The organism is Pseudomonas sp. S2_C11 (assembly GCF_054668395.1).
On record NZ_CP162765.1, the window covers coordinates 3,332,335 to 3,352,400 of the forward strand.

A 20,066-nucleotide genomic window follows, 5' to 3' on the forward strand; every position below is an offset into this window, starting at 1 on the left:
GTGATCCAGTTTTTACTTAACCAGGAACTCCGTAGCGAGCACGCCCTGGACCCGAATCTGACTGTGCTCAATTACCTGCGTGAACATGTGGGCAAGCCCGGCACCAAAGAAGGTTGCGCCAGTGGCGACTGCGGCGCCTGCACCGTGGTGGTTGGCGAGTTGCAGACCGATGACACCGGGCGTGAACATATTCGCTATCGCAGCCTCAACTCGTGCCTGACCTTCGTTTCGTCGTTGCACGGCAAACAACTGATCAGCGTTGAAGACCTCAAGCACAAGGGCGAACTGCACAGCGTGCAGAAAGCCATGGTCGAGTGCCACGGTTCGCAGTGCGGCTTCTGCACCCCCGGTTTCGTCATGTCGTTGTTCGCCCTGCAAAAGAACAGCGATGCGCCGGATCAGGCCAAGGCCCACGAAGCGCTGGCCGGCAACCTCTGCCGCTGCACCGGCTACCGGCCGATTCTCGCCGCTGCCGAACAATCCTGCTGCGGCAAACCAGCGGATCAGTTCGACGCCCGCGAAGCCGAAACCATTGCCCGCCTCAAGGCCATCGCGCCGACCGATATCGGTGAACTCAACAGCGGTGATAAACGCTGCCTGGTGCCGCTGACCGTCGCTGACCTGGCCGACCTCTACGACGCTTATCCACAAGCGCGGCTGCTCGCCGGCGGCACCGATCTGGCGCTGGAAGTCACCCAGTTCCACCGCACTCTGCCGGTGATGATCTACGTCGGCAACGTCGCCGAGATGAAGCGCATCGAAACCTTCGATGACCGCATCGAAATCGGCGCCGCCACTGCCCTCTCCGACTGCTACGAGGCGTTGAATGCCGAGTACCCGGACTTCGGCGAATTACTGCATCGCTTCGCCTCGTTGCAGATCCGCAATCAAGGCACCCTCGGCGGCAACATCGGCAACGCCTCGCCGATCGGTGACTCGCCACCGCTGCTGATCGCCCTCGGCGCGCAGATCGTGCTGTGCAAAGGCGAAACCCGCCGCACCTTGAACCTGGAAGATTACTTCATCGACTACCGCGTCACCGCGCGCCAGGAAAGCGAGTTCATCGAAAAAATCATCGTCCCGCGCGCCAGCGCCGAGCAGTTGTTCCGCGCCTATAAAGTGTCGAAGCGCCTGGACGACGACATCTCCGCCGTCTGCGCTGCGTTCAATCTGCGCGTGGAGAACGGCGTGATCGCCGACGCTCGGGTGGCCTTCGGCGGTATGGCGGCAATCCCCAAACGCGCTGCGCATTGCGAAGCCGTGCTGCTCGGTCAGCCGTTCAACAACGCCGTGATCGAACGCGCCTGCGCCGCGCTGGCCGAGGATTTCACGCCGCTCTCGGACTTCCGCGCCAGCAAGGAATATCGCCTGCTCAGCGCGCAGAACCTGCTGCGCAAATACTTCATCGAACTGCAAACACCGCACATCGAGACTCGGGTGACCGCTTATGTCTAACCATCACGCCGTAGAGAAGACCCAGGCTGAACTGGCCGAACTGTTTGCCCAGGACCTGACCACCGGTGTCGGCCGCAGCGTCAAGCACGACAGCGCCGCCAAGCATGTGTCCGGTGAAGCGCAGTACATCGATGATCGCCTGGAATTCCCCAACCAGTTGCACCTGTATGCGCGCCTGTCGGACCGCGCCCACGCGAAAATCCTCAGCATCGACACGTCGCCGTGCTACGCCTTCGAAGGCGTGCGCATTGTCATTACCCACGAAGACGTGCCGGGCCTGAAAGACATCGGCCCGCTGATGCCGGGCGACCCGCTGCTGGCCATCGATGACGTGCAGTTTGTCGGCCAACCGGTGCTGGCGGTCGCGGCGAAAGACCTGGAAACCGCGCGCAAAGCAGCGATGGCCGCAATCATCGAATACGAAGACCTCGAACCGGTGCTCGACGTCGTCGAAGCCCTGCGCAAACGCCACTTCGTGCTCGACAGCCACACCCATCAGCGCGGCGACTCGGCCTCTGCACTGGCCACGGCTGAACACCGCATTCAGGGCACGCTGCACATCGGCGGCCAGGAGCACTTCTATCTGGAGACACAAATCTCCTCGGTGATGCCTACTGAAGACGGCGGCATGATCGTCTACTGCTCGACGCAGAACCCGACCGAAGTGCAAAAACTGGTCGCCGAAGTGCTCGACGTGTCGATGAACAAGATCGTTGTCGACATGCGCCGCATGGGCGGTGGTTTCGGTGGCAAGGAAACCCAGGCCGCGAGCCCGGCGTGCCTGTGCGCAGTGGTCGCGCACCTCACCGGCCAACCGACCAAGATGCGCCTGCCGCGTGTCGAAGACATGCTGATGACGGGCAAGCGCCACCCGTTCTACGTTGAATACGACGTCGGCTTCGACAGCAGCGGCCGTCTGCACGGGATCAACATGGAGCTGGCCGGCAACTGCGGCTGCTCGCCGGACTTGTCCGCCTCGATCGTTGACCGTGCGATGTTCCACTCGGACAACTCCTACTATCTCGGCGATGCCACCATCAACGGTCACCGTTGCAAGACCAACACCGCCTCGAACACTGCTTATCGCGGCTTCGGCGGCCCGCAAGGCATGGTCGCCATCGAAGAAGTGATGGACGCAATTGCCCGGCACTTGAAGCTCGACCCGCTGGCGGTGCGCAAGGCCAACTACTATGGCAAGACCGAGCGCAACGTCACCCACTACTACCAGACCGTCGAGCACAACATGCTCGAGGAAATGACCGCCGAACTGGAAGAAAGCAGCCAGTACGCCGAGCGCCGCGAAGCGATCCGTCGCTACAACGCCAACAGCCCGATTCTGAAAAAAGGCCTGGCGCTGACCCCGGTGAAATTCGGTATTTCCTTCACCGCCAGTTTCCTCAATCAGGCCGGTGCGCTGATCCACATCTACACCGACGGCAGCATCCACCTGAACCACGGCGGTACGGAAATGGGCCAGGGCCTGAACACCAAAGTCGCTCAGGTCGTCGCGGAAGTGTTCCAGGTCGAAATCGATCGTGTGCAGATCACTGCGACCAACACCGACAAAGTGCCGAACACCTCTCCGACCGCTGCTTCCAGCGGTGCTGACCTGAACGGCAAAGCCGCGCAGAACGCAGCACAGACCATCAAGCAACGCCTGGTCGAGTTCGCCGCGCGGCACTACAAGGTCAGCGAAGAAGACGTCGAATTCCGCAACGGCCACGTGCGGGTGCGCGAGCAGATCCTGACCTTCGAAGCGCTGATCCAGCAGGCGTATTTCAATCAGGTCTCGCTGTCGAGCACCGGCTTCTACAAGACCCCGAAAATCTACTACGACCGCAGTCAGGCGCGGGGCCGTCCGTTCTATTACTTCGCCTTTGGCGCAGCCTGCTGCGAAGTGATCGTCGACACCCTGACCGGCGAGTACAAGATGCTGCGCACCGACATCCTGCATGACGTCGGCGCCTCGCTGAACCCGTCGATCGACATCGGTCAGGTCGAGGGTGGTTTCGTGCAAGGCATGGGCTGGCTGACCATGGAAGAGCTGGTATGGAACAACAAGGGCAAGCTGATGACCAACGGCCCGGCCAGCTACAAGATCCCGGCGGTGGCGGACATGCCGCTGGATCTGCGAGTGAAGCTGGTGGAAAACCGCAAGAACCCGGAAGACACGGTGTTCCATTCCAAAGCTGTCGGTGAACCGCCGTTCATGCTCGGGATCGCCGCGTGGTGCGCAATCAAGGACGCGGTGGCGAGCCTCGGTGATTATCAGCATCAGCCGAAAATCGACGCCCCGGCCACGCCGGAGCGGGTGTTGTGGGGCTGCGAGCAGATGCGTCAGCTCAAAGCGGTGAAGGCTGTCGAAGCTGAAACCGAGCTGGCTCCGCTCTAGGACCGAGGCGCGGCCATTCGCGAGCAGGCTCGCTCCCACATTTGGAATGCATTGCCAATGTGGGAGCGAGCCTGCTCGCGAAGAGGCCGGCACAGACAACGAAGATGTCGAGGTGAACATGTACAACTGGATCGACGCCCTCGCCGACCTGCAGAATCAGGGCGAGCCCTGTGTGCTGGTGACGATCATCGAAGAACTCGGTTCGACGCCACGCAACGCCGGCTCGAAAATGGTCGTCAGTGCCGACCGCCTGTTCGACACCATCGGTGGCGGGCATCTGGAATTCAAAGCCATGCAGATCGCCCGCGAGATGCTCGCCAGCGGTAAGCAGGACACCCATCTGGAGCGCTTCAGCCTCGGCGCCAGTCTCGGCCAGTGCTGCGGTGGCGCTACGGTGTTGCTGTTCGAACCGATGGGCCAGGTGCAGGCGCAGATTGCCGTGTTCGGTGCCGGCCATGTCGGTCGCGCCCTCGTGCCGCTGCTGGCCAGCCTGCCCTGCCGGGTGCGCTGGATCGATTCGCGCGCGGCCGAGTTTCCTGAACACATCCCCCACGGCGTGCGTAAAATCGTCAGCGAAGAGCCGGTGGACGAAGTCGATGACCTGCCCGCCGGCAGCTACTGCATCGTCATGACCCACAACCATCAGCTCGATCTGGAGCTGACCGCGGCGATTCTCAAGCGCAACGATTTCACCTGGTTCGGCCTGATCGGCTCGAAAACCAAACGCGCCAAATTCGAACACCGTCTGCGTGATCGTGGTTTCGACCCGAGCGTGGTGCAGCGCATGCGCTGCCCGATGGGCATCGGCGAAGTCAAAGGCAAACTGCCTGTGGAAATCGCCATCTCCATCGCCGGCGAAATCATCGCCACTTACAACGCCAATTTCGGCCAGCACAGCGCCCACGCCGAACCGATTGCCCGATTGCTGCCCGCCTCGCGCCGCAGTCAGGCCGCCAAACTCAAAGCCTCAAACTGATTAGAGAACCCTCATGCCTTTGACTCGCAAAGCCTACCGCGCCGCCATCCTGCACAGCATCGCCGACCCTGCCGAAGTGGGCATCGAAGCCTCCTATGAATATTTCGAGGATGGCCTGCTGGTGGTCGACGACGGCAAGATCAGCGCCCTCGGCCACGCCAGCGAACTGCTGCCAACCCTGCCGGCGGATATCGAGATCAACCATTATCAGGATGCGCTGATCACCCCCGGCTTTATCGACACGCACATTCACCTGCCGCAAACCGGCATGGTCGGCTCCTATGGCGAGCAACTGCTCGACTGGCTGAACACCTACACCTTTCCCTGCGAAAGCCAGTTTGGTGATAAGGCTCACGCCGACGAAGTGGCCGATAATTTCATCAAGGAACTGCTGCGCAACGGCACCACAACGGCGCTGGTGTTCGGCAGCGTGCATCCGCAATCAGTGAATTCGTTTTTCGAAGCGGCGGAAAAGCTCGACCTGCGCATGATCGCCGGCAAGGTGATGATGGACCGCAATGCCCCGGACTATCTGGTCGATACCGCTGAATCCAGCTACGTCGACAGCAAGGCGCTGATCGAGCGCTGGCACGGCAAGGGCCGCTTGCACTATGCGGTGACGCCGCGCTTCGCTCCCACCAGCACCCCGGAACAACTGACCTTGGCCGGGCAACTGCTGACGGAATACCCGGATCTGTACATGCAGACCCACATCAGCGAAAACCTCAAGGAAATCGAGTGGGTCAAAGAGCTGTTCCCGGAGCGCAAGGGTTACCTCGACGTCTACGATCATTACCAGTTGCTCGGCGAACGCTCGGTGTTCGCCCACGGCGTGCACCTGTGTGACGAAGAATGCGCGCGACTGGCAGAAACCGGCTCGGCAATCTCGTTCTGCCCGACCTCAAACCTGTTCCTCGGCAGCGGCCTGTTCAACCTGCCGATGGCCGAGAAACACAAGCTCAATGTCGGCCTCGGCACCGACGTCGGCGGCGGCACCAGTTTCTCCCTGCTGCAAACCCTCAACGAAGCCTACAAGGTCATGCAGTTGCAGGGTGCGCGTCTGAGTCCGTTCAAGTCGCTGTATCTGGCAACCCTGGGTGGCGCGCGGGCGCTGCGTCTGGAAGACAGGATCGGCAATCTGCAACCGGGCTCCGATGCCGACTTCCTGGTACTGGATTACAACGCCACGCCGCTGCTGAGTTATCGCTTGAAGCAGTCGAATAACATTGCCGAGACGTTGTTTGTGTTGATGACCTTGGGCGATGACCGGACGGTGCAGCAGACTTACGCTGCGGGGGCGCTGGTGCATCAGCGCTAACCTCTTCGCACTGATCGTTCCCACGCTCTGCGCGGGAATGCAGCCCGTGACGCTCCGCGTCACTGGACGCGGAGCGTCCCTAGAGGCATTCCCACGCGGAGCGTGGGAACGATCATCCCCGGTGGTGTGTACCCCGGGGGATTTTTGTTGCCGGTCAGGTTGTCTTCGCGAGCAGGCTCGCTCCCACCTTTGAAATGCATTCCCCTGTGGGAGCGAGCCTGCTCGCGAAAGCCGCGACTCGGTTTCAGCTTAGAGCTTGGCCGCTGGACGCCCCGGCTTCTTGGTCTGCAACAAGTGCGAGAACACCGCATGCAGATCATCCGACGCGCCTTCCTCGTCGAGGTTGAGCTTGCTGTCGATGTGATCCATGTGATGCATCATAAGGTTCACCGCCAGTTCACCGTCGCGCTTTTCAATGGCGTCGATCAACTGCGTGTGTTCATCGTACGAGCAGTGCGAGCGGTTGCCGCTTTCATACTGGGCGATGATCAGCGAGGTCTGCGAAACCAGGCTGCGCTGGAAGCTGATCAACGGTGCGTTCATCGCCGCTTCCGCCAGTTTCAGGTGGAATTCGCCCGACAGACGAATACCGGCGCCGCGATCGCCGCGCGAGAAGCTGTCGCGTTCGTCATTGACCATCTGCCGCAACTCGGCAATCTGCTCGGCGGTGGCGTGTTGCACCGCCAGCTCAGTGATCGCACGCTCGACCAGACGACGGGCGAGGAACACTTGACGCGCTTCTTCAACACTCGGGCTGGCGACCACGGCGCCACGATTCGGCCGCAACAGCACCACGCCTTCATGGGCCAGACGCGACAGCGCGCGGCGAATGATGGTGCGGCTGACCCCGAAGATTTCCCCCAGCGCCTCTTCGCTCAACTTGGTACCGGGCGCCAGGCGCTGTTCGAGGATGGCCTCGAAGATATGCGCGTAGACAATATCGTCCTGGGTTCCGCTGCGGCCGGCTTTGCCTGCTCGCGGTTGTTTCTTGAGGGGTTGCAACTGTTCGTTCATGGGCACTCGAGTCGGGAAAACTGCGGCGAATAGACCGTGACTGTAATACGGCACAGTAGGTCGCTGGCAAGTATCGCGTAAAAAACAGCGCGATTGTACACAATGAATGGTGGCAACACGACTGTACGGCTGTTTGCGCCTGCGGCTGTATTGCAACGGTTTGTCAGGTTTGAGTTTAGGCTTGATCGCAGAATCCGCTGCATGACCGCAATCCCCCGTGGGAGCGAGCCTGCTCGCGAAAGCCATTTCACATTCACTATGAATGTTGACTGACATAGCGCTTTCGCGAGCAGGCTCGCTCCCACAGAGGTTCTGTGTTGTGGCGGACATCTCCATTGGTATAAGGAACACCGCCGTCATGACCGACGCCACCCACGCCCGCCTGCGCCCTCTGGCCGACACTTCGCCTTCCGCCATCGTCGCCGGTTTCATCGCGATGATGACCGGTTACACCAGTTCGCTGGTGCTGATGTTCCAGGCCGGGCAAGCGGCCGGCCTGAGCAGCGGGCAGATTTCCTCGTGGATCTGGGCGATTTCGATCGGCATGGCGGTGTGTTCGATTGGCCTGTCGCTGCGCTATCGCACACCGATCACCATCGCCTGGTCGACACCCGGCGCGGCGTTGCTGATCACCAGCCTGGGCGGTGTCAGTTATGGCGAGGCAATCGGCGCCTATGTCACGTGCGCGGTGCTGGTGACGATCTGCGGCCTGACCGGCAGCTTCGAACGGCTGGTAAAAAAGATCCCGGCCTCTTTGGCGGCAGCTCTGCTGGCAGGGATTCTGTTCAAGATCGGCAGCGAAATCTTCGTCGCCGCGCAACACCGTACCGGTCTGGTGTTGGGGATGTTCTTCACTTATCTGCTGGTCAAGCGCCTGTCGCCGCGCTATGCGGTGCTCGCGGCGCTGCTGATCGGCACCGCGCTGTCGGGCTTCATGGGGCTGCTGGATTTCAGCGGCTTTCATCTGGAAGTGGCCACCCCGGTGTGGACCACGCCACACTTCTCCCTGGCCGCAACCATCAGCATCGGCATTCCGCTGTTCGTGGTGGCGATGACCTCGCAGAACATGCCCGGCATCGCCGTGCTGCGCGCCGATGGCTATAACGTTCCGGCCTCGCCACTGATCACCACTACCGGCATCGGCTCGCTGTTGCTGGCGCCGTTCGGCTCCCACGGCATCAACCTCGCGGCCATCAGCGCGGCGATCTGCACCGGTCCGCATGCCCATGAAGATCGCAACAAGCGTTACACCGCAGCGGTGTGGTGCGGGGTGTTCTACGGGATTGCCGGGGTGTTCGGCGCGACGTTGGCGGCATTGTTTGCGGCGTTGCCGAAAGAACTGGTGCTGTCGATTGCCGCGCTGGCGCTGTTCGGCTCGATCATCAATGGCTTGAGCATTGCCATGAACGAGGTGAAGGAACGGGAAGCGGCGTTGATCACCTTTATGGTCACGGCGTCGGGGCTGACGCTGTTTTCCATTGGTTCGGCGTTTTGGGGGATTGTGGCGGGGGTTTTGACGCTGGTGATTTTGAATTGGCGCAGAGCTTAAGATCAAAAGCCCCTCACCCTAACCCTCTCCCAAAGGGAGAGGGGACTGACCAAGGTGCTCGGAAGATATACGCCGACGAGGGATACCAAGTCGAACTCACATCCCGAAAAGCCCACAGATCGGCTCCCTCTCCCTCGGGAGAGGGCTGGGGTGAGGGGCGAGTCCACCATCAAATCCAAGCCGTATCACCTAAACACCAGACGAAAAAAAACGGCGACCCTCAGGTCGCCGTTTTTTTCAGTATCACTTGGCCGCGTTGATCGGCTTTTCCGGATACCACACGTCCAGCAGCGGGCTGACTTCGTACTTGGTCAGCTCGGAGCGGTCTTTCAGCCAGGCTTCAACGGCAGCGCGCTGCTCTTCGTTGACCGAGCCACGCTTCTGCAGGCACACCAGACCGAAGTCGTCGCCGCCAACATAACCCAGACCGTTGGCTTCCATGGCTTCTTTGATGAATGCTTCGAGGAAAGCGTCAATGGCTTCTTCGGACAAGTCTTCTTTGAAGTCCAGGTTCAGTTCGAAACCCAGCTCTTGAAATTCATCAACGCACAGTTTTTTGCGCAGACGCTGGGAACGGTTAGTCGCCATTGGAACAATCCTCTTAAGTAATAACGGCCGGCACTTTACCAGTTTAAGCCGGCAATTGCCCGACTCTCTGGTCGCTGCGGCCGACCGCCTGTAAAAAAATAAGCGATTGGCCGGTCGCGACACGGCACAAGCTGTTACAGCTTGGGGCATAATGCCGACACTTTCATGACCACTGAGGGCCTTTTCATCCATGTCCTCGTCTTTTTTCCCCTCTTTTGCAGGGTTTTATTGCATATGATCAAATCGTTGCGTCCACTGTTTCTCGCCGGCCTTCTTCTGCCTCTGGCCCTGCCTGTCTCCGCTGCCACCATCAACACTTCCCTCACCCCGAACGTCGAAAAAGCCCTCAAAGCCAGCAAGCTGCAGCCCACTGCGCTGTCGCTGGTGATGGTGCCGCTCGACGGTCCGGGCACGCCGACCGTGTTCAACGCCGACGTCTCGGTCAATCCGGCCTCGACGATGAAACTGGTCACCACTTACGCGGCGCTGGAAATGCTCGGGCCCAACCATCAGTGGAAAACCGAGTTCTACACCGATGGCACCCTGAGCGGCGGCATTCTCAACGGCAACCTCTACCTCAAGGGCGGCGGTGACCCGAAGCTGAACATGGAGAAACTCTGGCTGTTGATGCGCGACCTGCGCGCCAATGGCGTGACCCAGATTACCGGCGACCTGATTCTCGACCGCAACTTCTTCGTGCAGCCGCAATTGCCGGAATTCAACGATGACGGCAACGACGACAACAAGCCGTTCCTGGTCAAGCCCGACTCGCTGCTGGTCAACCTCAAGGCCCTGCGCTTCGTCGCACGCAATGACGGTGGCCGCGTGTTGATTTCGGTTGAGCCGCCGATCGCAAACATCCGCATCGAAAACACCGTCAAAGCCCTGCCGTCCAAGCAATGCACCGGCGGCGTGCGCTACAACCCGGTGCCGCAGGCCGATGGCAGCGTGACCGTGACCGTTGGCGGCCAGTTGGGCGAAGGCTGCAGCTCGCAGACTTATCTGTCGCTGCTCGACCACGCGACCTACACCGCCGGCGCCGTGCGGGCGATCTGGAAGGAACTGGGTGGCAGCATTCAGGGCAAGGATCGTCTGGCGCCGACGCCGAGCAGCGCCAAACTGCTTGCCCGTGCGTACTCGCCGGATCTGGCCGAGATCATCCGCGACATCAACAAATACAGTAACAACACCATGGCCCAGCAGCTGTTCCTCAGCCTTGGCCAGCGTTTCCGCAACGATGCCGACGGTGACGACGCCCGGGCAGCGCAGCGCGTGGTACGTCAGTGGCTGGCGAAGAAAGGCATCACCGCGCCGCATCTGGTGATGGAGAATGGTTCTGGTCTGTCGCGGGCCGAGCGGGTCAGTGCGCGGGAAATGGCCAACATGCTGCAGGCCGCCTGGCACAGCCCGTACGCCGCCGAATACATCAGCTCGCTGCCGATTGCCGGCACCGACGGCACCATGCGCAAACGCCTGAAAACCACGGCGATGCGCGGTGAAGCCCACGTCAAGACCGGTACCCTGAACACCGTGCGCGCGATCGCTGGCTTCAGCCGTGACGTGAACGGCAATACCTGGGCGGTGGTAGCGATCCTCAACGACAAGGCCCCGTTCGGCGCCTCGTCGGTGCTCGATCAGGTGCTGCTGGATCTGTACAAACAGCCGAAACTGCCGCAGACCGCTTCGGTGCTGTAAGCGCAGCAGGTGCAATTGTGGGAGCGAGCCTGCTCGCGAAGGCGTCGGTTCAGTAAGCATGTTCAGTGACTGTCACACCGCTTTCGCGAGCAGGCTCGCTCCCACAGAAAATCAGCGCCAGGTCCCCTCTGCCCCACAGGGTCAGGTGTCAGGTTCGAATCAGCACATCTCCCGCTCAACCAGATCCCGGCCATTCTGCTTCGCCGCGTAGACCCCTGAGTCAGCGCGCAGCAACAAGGCATCTGCGCCCTCCCCCGGGCGCCAGCTGGCGATGCCGAAACTCGCGGTGACCAAGCCGACCACGTCCACCGGCGCGCCGCGCAAACCTTCCCACAATTCCCTCGCCAGCATGTAGGCGTGTTCACCGTCGATGTCCGGGCACAGCACCATGAATTCTTCGCCGCCCAAACGGCAGAATACGTCGGTGCGGCGCAAGCGATGGCCGATCCGCTCGCAAACTGCTTGCAGCACGCGGTCGCCGACGGCGTGGCCGAACTGATCGTTGATGCGTTTGAAGTGGTCGATGTCGAGCATGATCACCGACAACTCACCGCCGCCACGCTCAACCCGGGCCATTTCGGTGGTCAGGCGTTCCTGGAAATAGCGGCGATTGTGAATGCCGGTCAGCGAATCGGTGATCGACAACGCGCGCAATTCTTCTTCCACGCGCTTGAGGTCAGAAATATCCGAGATATAACCGTGCCACAGCACCCCGCCGCCCGGCAGTTCTTCAGGCGTCGCCTCGCCGCGCACCCAGCGCAGGCCGCGTTCAGGCAGTTGCACGCGGTATTCCTCGCGCCACGGGCTGAGGTTTTCCGCCGATTCGCGGATCGAGCTGCGCACGCGAATCGCATCCTGCGGGTGGATACGACTGAAGATCGCCTCGGAGTCGAGCAGCAGCACATCCGGCTCCAGCTCGTAGATTTCCCGGATGCCATCGCTGGCGTAGATCACGCTGAAGCGTCCGTCGAATTCCATCTTGAATTGGTAGATGCCACCGGGAACATGGGCGCTGAGCTTCTTCAGCAATGTGTCGCGTGCTGCCAGCACCTCGTGCACGCGTTTGCGTTCGGTGATGTCGATGCAGATCGCCAGATGACCGACCCACAGGCCTTGCTCGTCAAGCACCGGGGTGGCGAGCATGTTCACCGGCAGGTGACTGCCATCGCTGCGCACCAGTGTCCACTCGCGCGCTTCATGGCCGCCGACTTCGCCGCCCTCGACCAGCATCGCGTGGCAAGTCGGAATACTTTTGCCGTAGCGCGCACTCAACTCGGCCGAACGCGCCGCCAGTTCCCGTGGCAAATGCAGGTTCTCCAGGGTCATGCGCCCGACCACTTCGGCGCTGCTGTAGCCGAGCATTTGCTCGGCGCCGGGATTGAAAGTGTTGATCACCCCGCGCAGGTCGGTGGCAATGATCGCGACCTGAGTGGCGGCATTCAGCACGCCGCGCAACTGACCGTGGGTGCCGCGCAGTTCCTGCTCGCGCTCGTGCAATTCCTGGGTGCGCACCTCGACCAGCCGCACCGCGCGCTGGCGCTGGCTGACCAGCACGTAAAGCAAGGCGCTGAGCAATGCGCTGAGCAAGCCGCCAAGAATGATCACGCTGCCCACCGACGAATGGTTGGCCTGCATGAACGCCTCGCTCGGAAGGATATCGACCTGATAGTCGTGGTCGGCCATGCGCAGCAAGCGCGTCGCCGCCAGATCGCCGGGCACCGCCTCGTTGCTCGATTCGAACAGCGCCTCGTGCTGATCCTGGGTCGACAGGTCGAGAATGCGCACCGACAGGTAATCGTGCAGGGCATCGGGCAAACCGTCGGCGAGCAACTGGCGCATGCTGATCACCGCCATCACATAGCCGAACGGCTGCGATTCTCCGGCGCGACTGACCGGCGCCAGTAGCAACACCCCACGCGCGTAGGACGGCTCAATCCCGACAAGATGCATCGGTTGCGACACCGCCATGCTGCCGAGCTGGTCGGCGCGTTGCAGGGTTTCGCGGCGCATGGGTTGGGCGAGCAAGTCATAACCCAGTGGTGGCGCCAATCGGCTTTGGGTCTGGGTGTACAGCACCGGCACATATGCGTCGCGCGCTGCCGCCAGTTGCAGCTCGCCATTGGCGTCGAGCTCGCGAATGGTGAAGTTGCTCAGGCCTTCGTCACGCACCTGCTGTTCGAACGCGGCGCGTTCGGCACCACTGACTCTCGGGGCATAGGTATAGGCTTGGGTGCGCAGCAATAAAGGGCGGGAGTAGCCGTCGAATTCGGCGCGGGACACCGATTCGGAGTTGGCGAAGAACCGGCGCAGACTATCGAGACGTTGCTCCTGGTCCTGAAAACGTTCGGCGATACGGCTGTAGCGTTCGTTGGCCAGCAGTTGAAAGCGCTGACGCGATTGTTGCTGAAACTGGTTGAAGGTGCCCCACGCGAGCAGCCCGGTGAGAATCCCGCCGGCAAGCAACACCAGCAAAGCGACCAGCCAGGCTGAGACGTCTTCACTGATGAAACCGAGGATTTTCGGGCGCACGGGGTGCAACGGCATAAGCACGACTCACTCCGCCAGATTCACGGGAAAACCCCATTGGCGGTGTGTGAGTTATAGCTATTAGCCACTAATTTAGCCAGCACCGCTGGATCCACCGAGCCGTTAAAAATCAAGGCTCTGTGGATCCAACCAGTGAAAGCGTCAACGAGCCGTGATTTTCCAGGCGCGGTGGATCTTGGTATTGCGGGCGAAATCCGGATCAATGGTCTGCGCACTGATTTCCTCGACCGCATAACGCTCGGCGAGGTTTTCCTCCAACTGGAACTTGCGGAAGTTGTTGGAGAAATACAGCACGCCACCCGGTGCCAGCCGCGCCATCGCCAAGTCGATCAACTGCACCTGATCGCGCTGTACGTCGAAGATGCCTTCCATGCGCTTGGAGTTGGAGAACGTCGGCGGGTCGATGAAGATCATGTCGTATTCGTCGCGGCTGCTTTCCAGCCACGCCATCACATCACCCTGCTCCAGACGGTTCTTGTCCGAGAAGCCGTTCAGCGACAGGTTGCGTCGCGCCCAGTCCAGATAGGTTTTCGACAGGTCGACGCTGGTGGTGCTGCGCGCGCCGCCCTTGGCCGCGTGCACGCTGGCGGTCGCGGTGTAGCAAAACAGATTGAGGAAGCGTTTGCCGGCCGCCTCTTTCTGAATGCGCATGCGCATCGGCCGGTGATCGAGGAACAGGCCGGTGTCGAGGTAATCGGTGAGGTTGACCAGCAACTTCACGCCACCTTCATTGACCTCGACGAACTTGCCCTGGGCCGCCTGACGCTCGTACTGCTTGGTGCCGCTCTGCCGCTCGCGGCGCTTGACCACCACGCGGTTCTTGTCGACGTTCAACGCCTGCGGTATGGCCGCCAGCGCATCGAACATGCGCGCCGAGGCTTTTTCCGGGTCGATGGATTTCGGCGCGGCGTATTCCTGAACGTGCACCCAGTCGTGGTACAGGTCGATGGCCATTGCGTATTCGGGCATGTCGGCATCATAGACGCGGTAGCAATCTATGCCTTCGCGCTTGACCCACTTGCCCATCGCCTTGAGATTTTTCTGCAAGCGATTGGCAAACATCTGCCCGCCTTCGCTCAGGCGCGGCTGTTCGATCACTGGCGCCGGGGCCGGCGTCGGCTTGATCGGGTTGCCGTTCTTGTTGAACTTGCGCTCTTGCGGCTCGTCCGGGGTCTGATCGTACGCCGCTTGCTCGCGCTCGGCCTGACGCTGTTCCGGGGTGCGACGTTCGCCAGTGACGAACTGATCGGGCAGGACCTTGATCAGCAGCAGCTTGCACGGCAGCGCGCCGTTCCAGAACGAATACTGTTTGTGACTGCGGATACCCATGCGCTTGCCCAGATCCGGGGCGCCGGTGAACACCGCCGCTTCCCAGTTCAAGCAGGCCTGACGCAGACGCTCGCCGAGGTTCTGATAGAGATACAGCAGGCTGGCTTCGTCACCGAGACGCTCGCCGTACGGCGGGTTGCAGATCACCAGACCTTTCTGGTTCTGGTCCGGGCGCGGCTCGAAGGTCGCCACTTCGCCCTGGTAAATCTTGATCCACTCGCTGAGGCCGGCACGTTCAACGTTGTTGCGGCCTGGCTGAATCAGTCGTGGATCGGCTTCGTAACCGCGAATCCACAGCGGCGGTTTGGCCAGACCGGCAGCGGCGCGCTCGACGGCTTCTTCGTGGAGTTTTTTCCACAGTGCCGGCACGTGACCGAGCCACGCGGTAAAGCCCCACTGCTCGCGACGCAGGTTCGGCGCCATGTCGGCGGCAATCATCCCCGCTTCGACGAGAAACGTACCGACACCGCACATCGGGTCAGCCAGTGCGCCACCTTCGGCGGCAATTCGCGGCCAGCCGGAACGAATGAGGATTGCCGCCGCGAGGTTTTCCTTCAGCGGCGCGGCGCCCTGCTGCAAGCGATAGCCGCGCTGGTGCAGGCTGTGGCCGGACAGGTCGAGGGAGAGAATCGCTTCGCCGCGATCCAGACGCAGGTGAATGCGCAGGTCCGGGTTGAGCTTGTCGATGGATGGACGATCACCCTGTGGCGTGCGCAGTTTGTCGACGATGGCATCTTTGACTTTCAGCGCGCCGAAGTGGGTGTTGTCGATGCCCGAGCCGTGGCCGCTGAATTCGACGGCCAGGGTGCCGTCGCTGAGCATGTGATCCTGCCAGTCGATGTCGAGCACGCCGTGGTAGAGGTCTTCGGCGTCCTTCATCGGGAAACGCTTGAGCACCAGCAACACCCGGTTGGCCAGACGCGACCAGAGGCACAGGCGATAAGCGGTTTCCATGGTCGCCATGCCACGCACGGCGGAGGTGTGCTCGCGCGCTTCTTCAAGGCCAAGCCCGACGGCTTCCTCGATGAGCAGGCCTTCAAGGCCTTTGGGGCAAGTGAGGAAGAGTTCGAAACGATCGGACATGGTAATTCCAGAGCCTTTGGCTAGTGGGCCGGCAACGCATTGCCGACCCGGTTTTCAATCAGGCGCTTTTCTGAAAGAGCGCCCGCGTGGCACGAAGGTGTGCCGTTCCATCCCCGCTGCTCGGGTTAAAAGAGCTTAGATGCCGGGACAGATAAAAAAGTTGGTGCAACAAAAAGACTGAAAGCGACCCTTCGTCGAATATTACCCAAGCGCAAACGTGGGTCATTCTCACTAAAGGACTAACCCCCTGAGTCAGCGGGGCGCCGATCATACCGGGGTTTGCGCATTGAACGTTGAATAAATACGCGGTTACTTATCGCCATAGCATCCTTTACGTTACGTGCTTATGACAAAACGATCATTCCCTCGGTGTGACTCATTGGTTAGAACTGAGCACAGGTTGACGTCGCAACGGCGTCAACACCTTGGCTCGCCACGCCGGCAGCGAGCCGCACGATGGCAGGTTTTTTCTGCCAGACCTCAATTGAGGTCAACGCGACACTACAGTCAACAAGTGAGGGAAACACCCTATGAGAAGACTTAAGCGTGATCCGTTGGAAAGAGCATTTTTGCGCGGATATCAATATGGCGTTGGTGGCAAATCCCGTGAGCTTTGCCCATTTACTCTACCGTCGGTACGTCAAGCCTGGATCAACGGCTGGCGAGAAGGACGCGGCGACAACTGGGACGGTATGACCGGCACTGCGGGAATCCACAGACTCAACGAACTTCACGCCGTCGGCTGACACAGGGCATTTATTCCGACACGACAATCTGAATCTGCACTGAATTAACCACGCACGTCCCTCCCGGACGGCGGGCTACGGCCCAGGGGCTCCTTCGAGGAGCCCTTTTTTATGCCTGCATTTTTGTGCCGAGCACATAACCCGGTGTTATTTTCGCAACGCGGCGATGGCGTCTACCGATTCACGAATCAGTGCCGGGCCTTTGTAGATGAAGCCCGAATAGATCTGCACCAGGTTCGCGCCAGCAGTAATTTTCTCCGCCGCGTGTTTGCCCTCGGTAATCCCGCCCGCAGCAATGATCGGCAAACGCCCGGCCAATTCGCCCGCCAGCACCTTCACGGTATGGGTGCTCTTTTCACGCACCGGCGCACCCGACAGACCGCCCGCCTCGTCACCATGCTCCATGCCTTCGACGCCGACACGGCTCAGAGTCGTATTGGTGGCGATCACCGCATCCATGCCGGTTTCGATCAACGCCTGGGCGACCTGCGCAGTTTCTTCGTCGGTCATGTCCGGCGCGATCTTGATCGCCAGCGGCACATGCTTGCCGTGACGCAGAGCCAGTTCGGCGCGGCGCGTGGCCAGGTCCGCGAGCAATTGTTTGAGCGAGTCGCCGAACTGCAGGCTGCGCAGGCCCGGGGTATTCGGCGAGCTGACGTTGACCGTGATGTAACTGGCGTGGGCGTAGACCTTGTCCAGGCAGATCAGGTAATCATCCACCGCGCGCTCGACCGGGGTATCGAAGTTCTTGCCGATGTTGATGCCCAGCACGCCTGTGTATTTCGCCGCAGCGACCCGCGCCAGCAGGTTATCCACGCCGAGGTTGTTGAAGCCCATGCGATTGATGATCGCCTCGGCTTCCGGCAGGCGGAAGATGCGGGGTTTCGGGTTGCCCGGCTGCGGACGCGGGGTCACGGTGCCGATTTCGACAAAGCCGAAACCCAGCTGCGCAAAGCCGTCGATGGCCGCGCCGTTCTTGTCCAGACCTGCCGCCAGCCCTACCGGGTTCGGGAACTCCAGCCCCATGACGGTCACCGGCATTTTCGCCGGAGCCTTGCACAGCAAGCCGTTGAGGCCCAAACGTCCACCCGCGCCGATCAGATCCAGCGACAGATCGTGGGAGGTTTCCGGGGAAAGTTTGAACAACAGCTGACGGGCCAGGGTGTACATGGGCGGCAATGACTCGGGCGGCGAAAAGAGGCGGCGATTATAGCCGGGCATCGTCCCCCGGCGCGAGGCGCCTGCGCGAATCAGGCGACTGGCATATGCCTTGCACCACCCCGCTCATCAGTCTGCCGACCAATGACGGCGCGCAGGCCAGGACAATGGCGTCGTCCCCGGGTTTTGCCTGCGCAGAATCCGGGACGACGTTTTTTTTGAGGTAGCGTATGAACGAAACGTCCTTGGGGCCTCTGGCCTGGGTCAATGGCAGCGATGCGCCGGAAAAGAGCGCGATCAATCTCGGCTTCATGGCGCTGAGCGACTGCGCCTCGGTGGTGGTCGCCGCCACTCAGGGCTTCGCCCAACCCTACGGCCTGACCCTGAACCTCAAGCGTCAGGCGTCATGGGCCAACTTGCGCGACAAGCTGGTCAGCGGCGAACTGGATGCCGCGCACAGTCTGTACGGGCTGATTTATGCGGTGCACCTGGGCATCGGCGGTGTCGCCCCGACCGACATGGCGGTGCTGATGGGCCTGAACCAGAATGGCCAGAGCCTGAACCTGTCCCATGGCTTGCAACAGGCTGGCGTGAACAGTCCTGAAGCGCTCGATCGGCACGTGCACCAAAGCCGCGCAAAACTGACCTTCGCCCAGACCTTCCCCACCGGCACCCATGCGATGTGGCTTTATTACTGGCTGGCGAGCCAGGGCATTCATCCGTTGCAGGACGTCGACAGCGTGGTAGTGCCGCCGCCGCAAATGGTCGCGCACCTGCAAGCCGGGCGCATCGACGGCTTTTGCGTCGGCGAACCGTGGGCGGCCAGCGCCGTGCAGCAGAATCTCGGTTTCACCCTGGCGACCAGCCAGAGCATCTGGCCCGACCATCCGGAAAAAGTCCTCGGCTGCACCCGGGAATTTGTCGAGCAATACCCCAACACCGCGCGGGCGCTGGTCATGGCCATTCTTGAGGCCAGCCGATTCATCGAAGAAAGCCCGGAAAACCGCCGCAGTACCGCGCAATTACTCAGCGCCACCGAATACCTCGACACCCCCGCCGCGTGCATCGAGCCGCGTTTTATGGGCGTCTACGCCGATGGCCTCGGTAATCGCTGGCAGGATCCGCATGCGCTGCGTTTTCATGGCGATGGCGAGGTCAATCTGCCCTACCTGTCCGACGGCATGTGGTTCATGACCCAGTTTCGTCGCTGGGGTCTGTTGCGCGAGGATCCGGATTATCTGGCCGTCGCCCGTCAGGTTCAGCGTCTGGATCTGTATCGCGAGGCCGCCAGCGCGGTCGGCGTTGCGACTTCGTACGCAGACCTGCGCAGCAGCCAGTTGCTCGACGGCAAGGTCTGGGACGGCAGCGACCCGGCGGGCTATGCGCGCAGTTTCAAGCTGCATGCCCTGAGCGACACCGCCCCCCTTCTCGCCCAGCGCTGACAGGAGACCGCGAACATGTTGCGCATTCTGCTGATCAACGACACCGCGAAAAAAGTCGGACGCCTGAAAGCGGCGCTGACCGAGGCCGGCTTCGAGGTAATCGACGAGTCCGGCCTGACCATCGACCTGCCGGCGCGCGTCGAAACGGTGCGCCCGGACGTGATCCTGATCGATACCGAGTCACCGAGCCGCGATGTGATGGAGCAAGTGGTACTGGTCAGCCGCGACCAGCCCCGGCCGATCGTGATGTTTACCGACGAACATGACCCGGGGGTGATGCGTCAGGCGATCAAGTCCGGGGTCAGTGCCTACATCGTCGAAGGCATTCACGCACAACGGTTGCAGCCGATTCTCGACGTGGCGATGGCGCGCTTCGAGAGTGACCAGGCCTTGCGCGCGCAATTGCAGGCGCGCGATCAGCAACTGGCCGAGCGCAAGCGCATTGAACTGGCCAAGGGTTTGCTGATGAAGATGAAGGACTGCAACGAGGAAGAGGCCTATACGCTGATGCGCCGCCAGGCGATGAGCCGCCAGCAGAAGCTGATTCAGGTGGCGGAGCAGATCATTGCCATGAGTGAGTTGCTGGGCTGAAATTTTCGCTGCAAATCAAGGGCCCCTCACCCTAGCCCTCTCCCGGAGGGAGAGGGGACCGACCGCGTTGTCTGGCGCTGTCCGCCGACCTGAACGACCGAGTCGATTATGGATTCACTCGAAATCGTTCAGATCGGCAAATGATTCGGCCATCCCCCGCTCGGTTCCCTCTCCCTCTGGGAG

14 protein-coding genes are annotated in these 20,066 nt (G+C 61.2%); 9 read left to right on the forward strand and 5 right to left on the reverse strand.

Annotated features, from left to right (window positions below):
• The 4 genes from xdhA (at nucleotide 1) to guaD (ending at nucleotide 6,141) form a co-directional block, all read left to right on the forward strand.
• Nucleotides 1–1,455, forward strand: coding sequence for a xanthine dehydrogenase small subunit (gene xdhA, locus AB4N48_RS15050; RefSeq protein WP_076566931.1), 1,455 nt, complete (start codon nucleotides 1–3; stop codon nucleotides 1,453–1,455).
• A complete protein-coding gene (gene xdhB, locus AB4N48_RS15055; RefSeq protein ID WP_217850993.1) occupies nucleotides 1,448–3,847 on the forward strand; it encodes a xanthine dehydrogenase molybdopterin binding subunit in 2,400 nt (799 codons plus the stop codon). The genes xdhA and xdhB overlap by 8 nt, the downstream gene beginning before the upstream one ends.
• 118 nt (nucleotides 3,848–3,965) lie before the next feature.
• Nucleotides 3,966–4,823 (forward strand): xanthine dehydrogenase accessory protein XdhC, encoded by an 858-nt coding sequence (xdhC, locus tag AB4N48_RS15060; protein WP_460093842.1) that lies wholly within the window; start codon nucleotides 3,966–3,968, stop codon nucleotides 4,821–4,823.
• Nucleotides 4,824–4,836: 13 nt separating this feature from the next.
• Complete coding sequence (guaD, locus tag AB4N48_RS15065; RefSeq protein WP_305382547.1) at nucleotides 4,837–6,141, forward strand: guanine deaminase; 1,305 nt, start codon at nucleotides 4,837–4,839, stop codon at nucleotides 6,139–6,141.
• Between the two features lie 249 nt (nucleotides 6,142–6,390).
• Here guaD and AB4N48_RS15070 read toward each other — a convergent pair whose 3' ends face one another.
• On the reverse strand, nucleotides 6,391–7,155 hold the full coding sequence (locus AB4N48_RS15070) for a GntR family transcriptional regulator (protein WP_007918375.1): 765 nt from the start codon (nucleotides 7,153–7,155) through the stop codon (nucleotides 6,391–6,393).
• 358 nt (nucleotides 7,156–7,513) lie between these two features.
• Between AB4N48_RS15070 and AB4N48_RS15075 the strand changes: the two genes are divergently transcribed.
• Nucleotides 7,514–8,704, forward strand: coding sequence for a benzoate/H(+) symporter BenE family transporter (locus AB4N48_RS15075; protein WP_460093844.1), 1,191 nt, complete (start codon nucleotides 7,514–7,516; stop codon nucleotides 8,702–8,704).
• 243 nt (nucleotides 8,705–8,947) lie between these two features.
• On the opposite strand, the gene AB4N48_RS15080 is transcribed toward AB4N48_RS15075, so the two are convergent.
• Nucleotides 8,948–9,292, reverse strand: coding sequence for a YggL family protein (locus AB4N48_RS15080; RefSeq protein WP_071171591.1), 345 nt, complete (start codon nucleotides 9,290–9,292; stop codon nucleotides 8,948–8,950).
• 234 nt (nucleotides 9,293–9,526) lie between these two features.
• Between AB4N48_RS15080 and dacB the strand changes: the two genes are divergently transcribed.
• Entirely contained in the window at nucleotides 9,527–10,987 is a 1,461-nt protein-coding gene (dacB, locus tag AB4N48_RS15085; RefSeq protein WP_041479117.1) for a D-alanyl-D-alanine carboxypeptidase/D-alanyl-D-alanine endopeptidase, read from the forward strand.
• Nucleotides 10,988–11,146: 159 nt separating this feature from the next.
• Here the strand turns inward: dacB and AB4N48_RS15090 are convergent, their stop codons facing one another.
• Together AB4N48_RS15090 and rlmKL are read right to left on the reverse strand one after the other, a co-directional pair.
• Complete coding sequence (locus tag AB4N48_RS15090; protein ID WP_460093848.1) at nucleotides 11,147–13,531, reverse strand: sensor domain-containing diguanylate cyclase; 2,385 nt, start codon at nucleotides 13,529–13,531, stop codon at nucleotides 11,147–11,149.
• A 144-nt stretch (nucleotides 13,532–13,675) separates the two neighbouring features.
• Nucleotides 13,676–15,946, reverse strand: a complete 2,271-nt coding sequence (gene rlmKL / locus AB4N48_RS15095; protein WP_460093849.1) for a bifunctional 23S rRNA (guanine(2069)-N(7))-methyltransferase RlmK/23S rRNA (guanine(2445)-N(2))-methyltransferase RlmL — start codon at nucleotides 15,944–15,946, stop codon at nucleotides 13,676–13,678.
• A gap of 530 nt (nucleotides 15,947–16,476) precedes the next feature.
• Here rlmKL and rmf point away from each other — a divergent pair.
• Nucleotides 16,477–16,692 carry a ribosome modulation factor gene (gene rmf, locus AB4N48_RS15100; RefSeq protein WP_003223300.1) on the forward strand — a complete coding sequence of 72 codons (216 nt, stop codon included), beginning with the start codon at nucleotides 16,477–16,479 and terminating at the stop codon, nucleotides 16,690–16,692.
• A gap of 147 nt (nucleotides 16,693–16,839) precedes the next feature.
• On the opposite strand, the gene AB4N48_RS15105 is transcribed toward rmf, so the two are convergent.
• Nucleotides 16,840–17,862, reverse strand: coding sequence for a quinone-dependent dihydroorotate dehydrogenase (locus tag AB4N48_RS15105; RefSeq protein WP_460093851.1), 1,023 nt, complete (start codon nucleotides 17,860–17,862; stop codon nucleotides 16,840–16,842).
• A gap of 218 nt (nucleotides 17,863–18,080) precedes the next feature.
• On the opposite strand from AB4N48_RS15105, the gene AB4N48_RS15110 reads away from it, so the two are divergent.
• Both AB4N48_RS15110 and AB4N48_RS15115 read left to right on the forward strand, forming a co-directional pair.
• Nucleotides 18,081–19,292 carry a CmpA/NrtA family ABC transporter substrate-binding protein gene (locus AB4N48_RS15110; protein ID WP_460093852.1) on the forward strand — a complete coding sequence of 404 codons (1,212 nt, stop codon included), beginning with the start codon at nucleotides 18,081–18,083 and terminating at the stop codon, nucleotides 19,290–19,292.
• Between the two features lie 15 nt (nucleotides 19,293–19,307).
• Nucleotides 19,308–19,883: an ANTAR domain-containing response regulator gene (locus AB4N48_RS15115; RefSeq protein WP_007916390.1), complete on the forward strand. Its 576-nt coding sequence runs from the start codon at nucleotides 19,308–19,310 to the stop codon at nucleotides 19,881–19,883.
• The last annotated feature ends 183 nt before the right edge of the window (nucleotides 19,884–20,066 follow it).

Coding starts and splice junctions, on each gene's coding strand:
- xdhB (WP_217850993.1), top strand. CDS start 1,448: ATGTCTAACCATCACGCCGTAGAGAAGACCCAGGCTGAACTGGCCGAA.
- xdhC (WP_460093842.1), top strand. CDS start 3,966: ATGTACAACTGGATCGACGCCCTCGCCGACCTGCAGAATCAGGGCGAG.
- guaD (WP_305382547.1), top strand. CDS start 4,837: ATGCCTTTGACTCGCAAAGCCTACCGCGCCGCCATCCTGCACAGCATC.
- AB4N48_RS15070 (WP_007918375.1), bottom strand. CDS start 7,155: ATGAACGAACAGTTGCAACCCCTCAAGAAACAACCGCGAGCAGGCAAA.
- AB4N48_RS15075 (WP_460093844.1), top strand. CDS start 7,514: ATGACCGACGCCACCCACGCCCGCCTGCGCCCTCTGGCCGACACTTCG.
- AB4N48_RS15080 (WP_071171591.1), bottom strand. CDS start 9,292: ATGGCGACTAACCGTTCCCAGCGTCTGCGCAAAAAACTGTGCGTTGAT.
- dacB (WP_041479117.1), top strand. CDS start 9,527: ATGATCAAATCGTTGCGTCCACTGTTTCTCGCCGGCCTTCTTCTGCCT.
- AB4N48_RS15090 (WP_460093848.1), bottom strand. CDS start 13,531: ATGCCGTTGCACCCCGTGCGCCCGAAAATCCTCGGTTTCATCAGTGAA.
- rlmKL (WP_460093849.1), bottom strand. CDS start 15,946: ATGTCCGATCGTTTCGAACTCTTCCTCACTTGCCCCAAAGGCCTTGAA.
- rmf (WP_003223300.1), top strand. CDS start 16,477: ATGAGAAGACTTAAGCGTGATCCGTTGGAAAGAGCATTTTTGCGCGGA.
- AB4N48_RS15105 (WP_460093851.1), bottom strand. CDS start 17,862: ATGTACACCCTGGCCCGTCAGCTGTTGTTCAAACTTTCCCCGGAAACC.
- AB4N48_RS15110 (WP_460093852.1), top strand. CDS start 18,081: ATGAACGAAACGTCCTTGGGGCCTCTGGCCTGGGTCAATGGCAGCGAT.
- AB4N48_RS15115 (WP_007916390.1), top strand. CDS start 19,308: ATGTTGCGCATTCTGCTGATCAACGACACCGCGAAAAAAGTCGGACGC.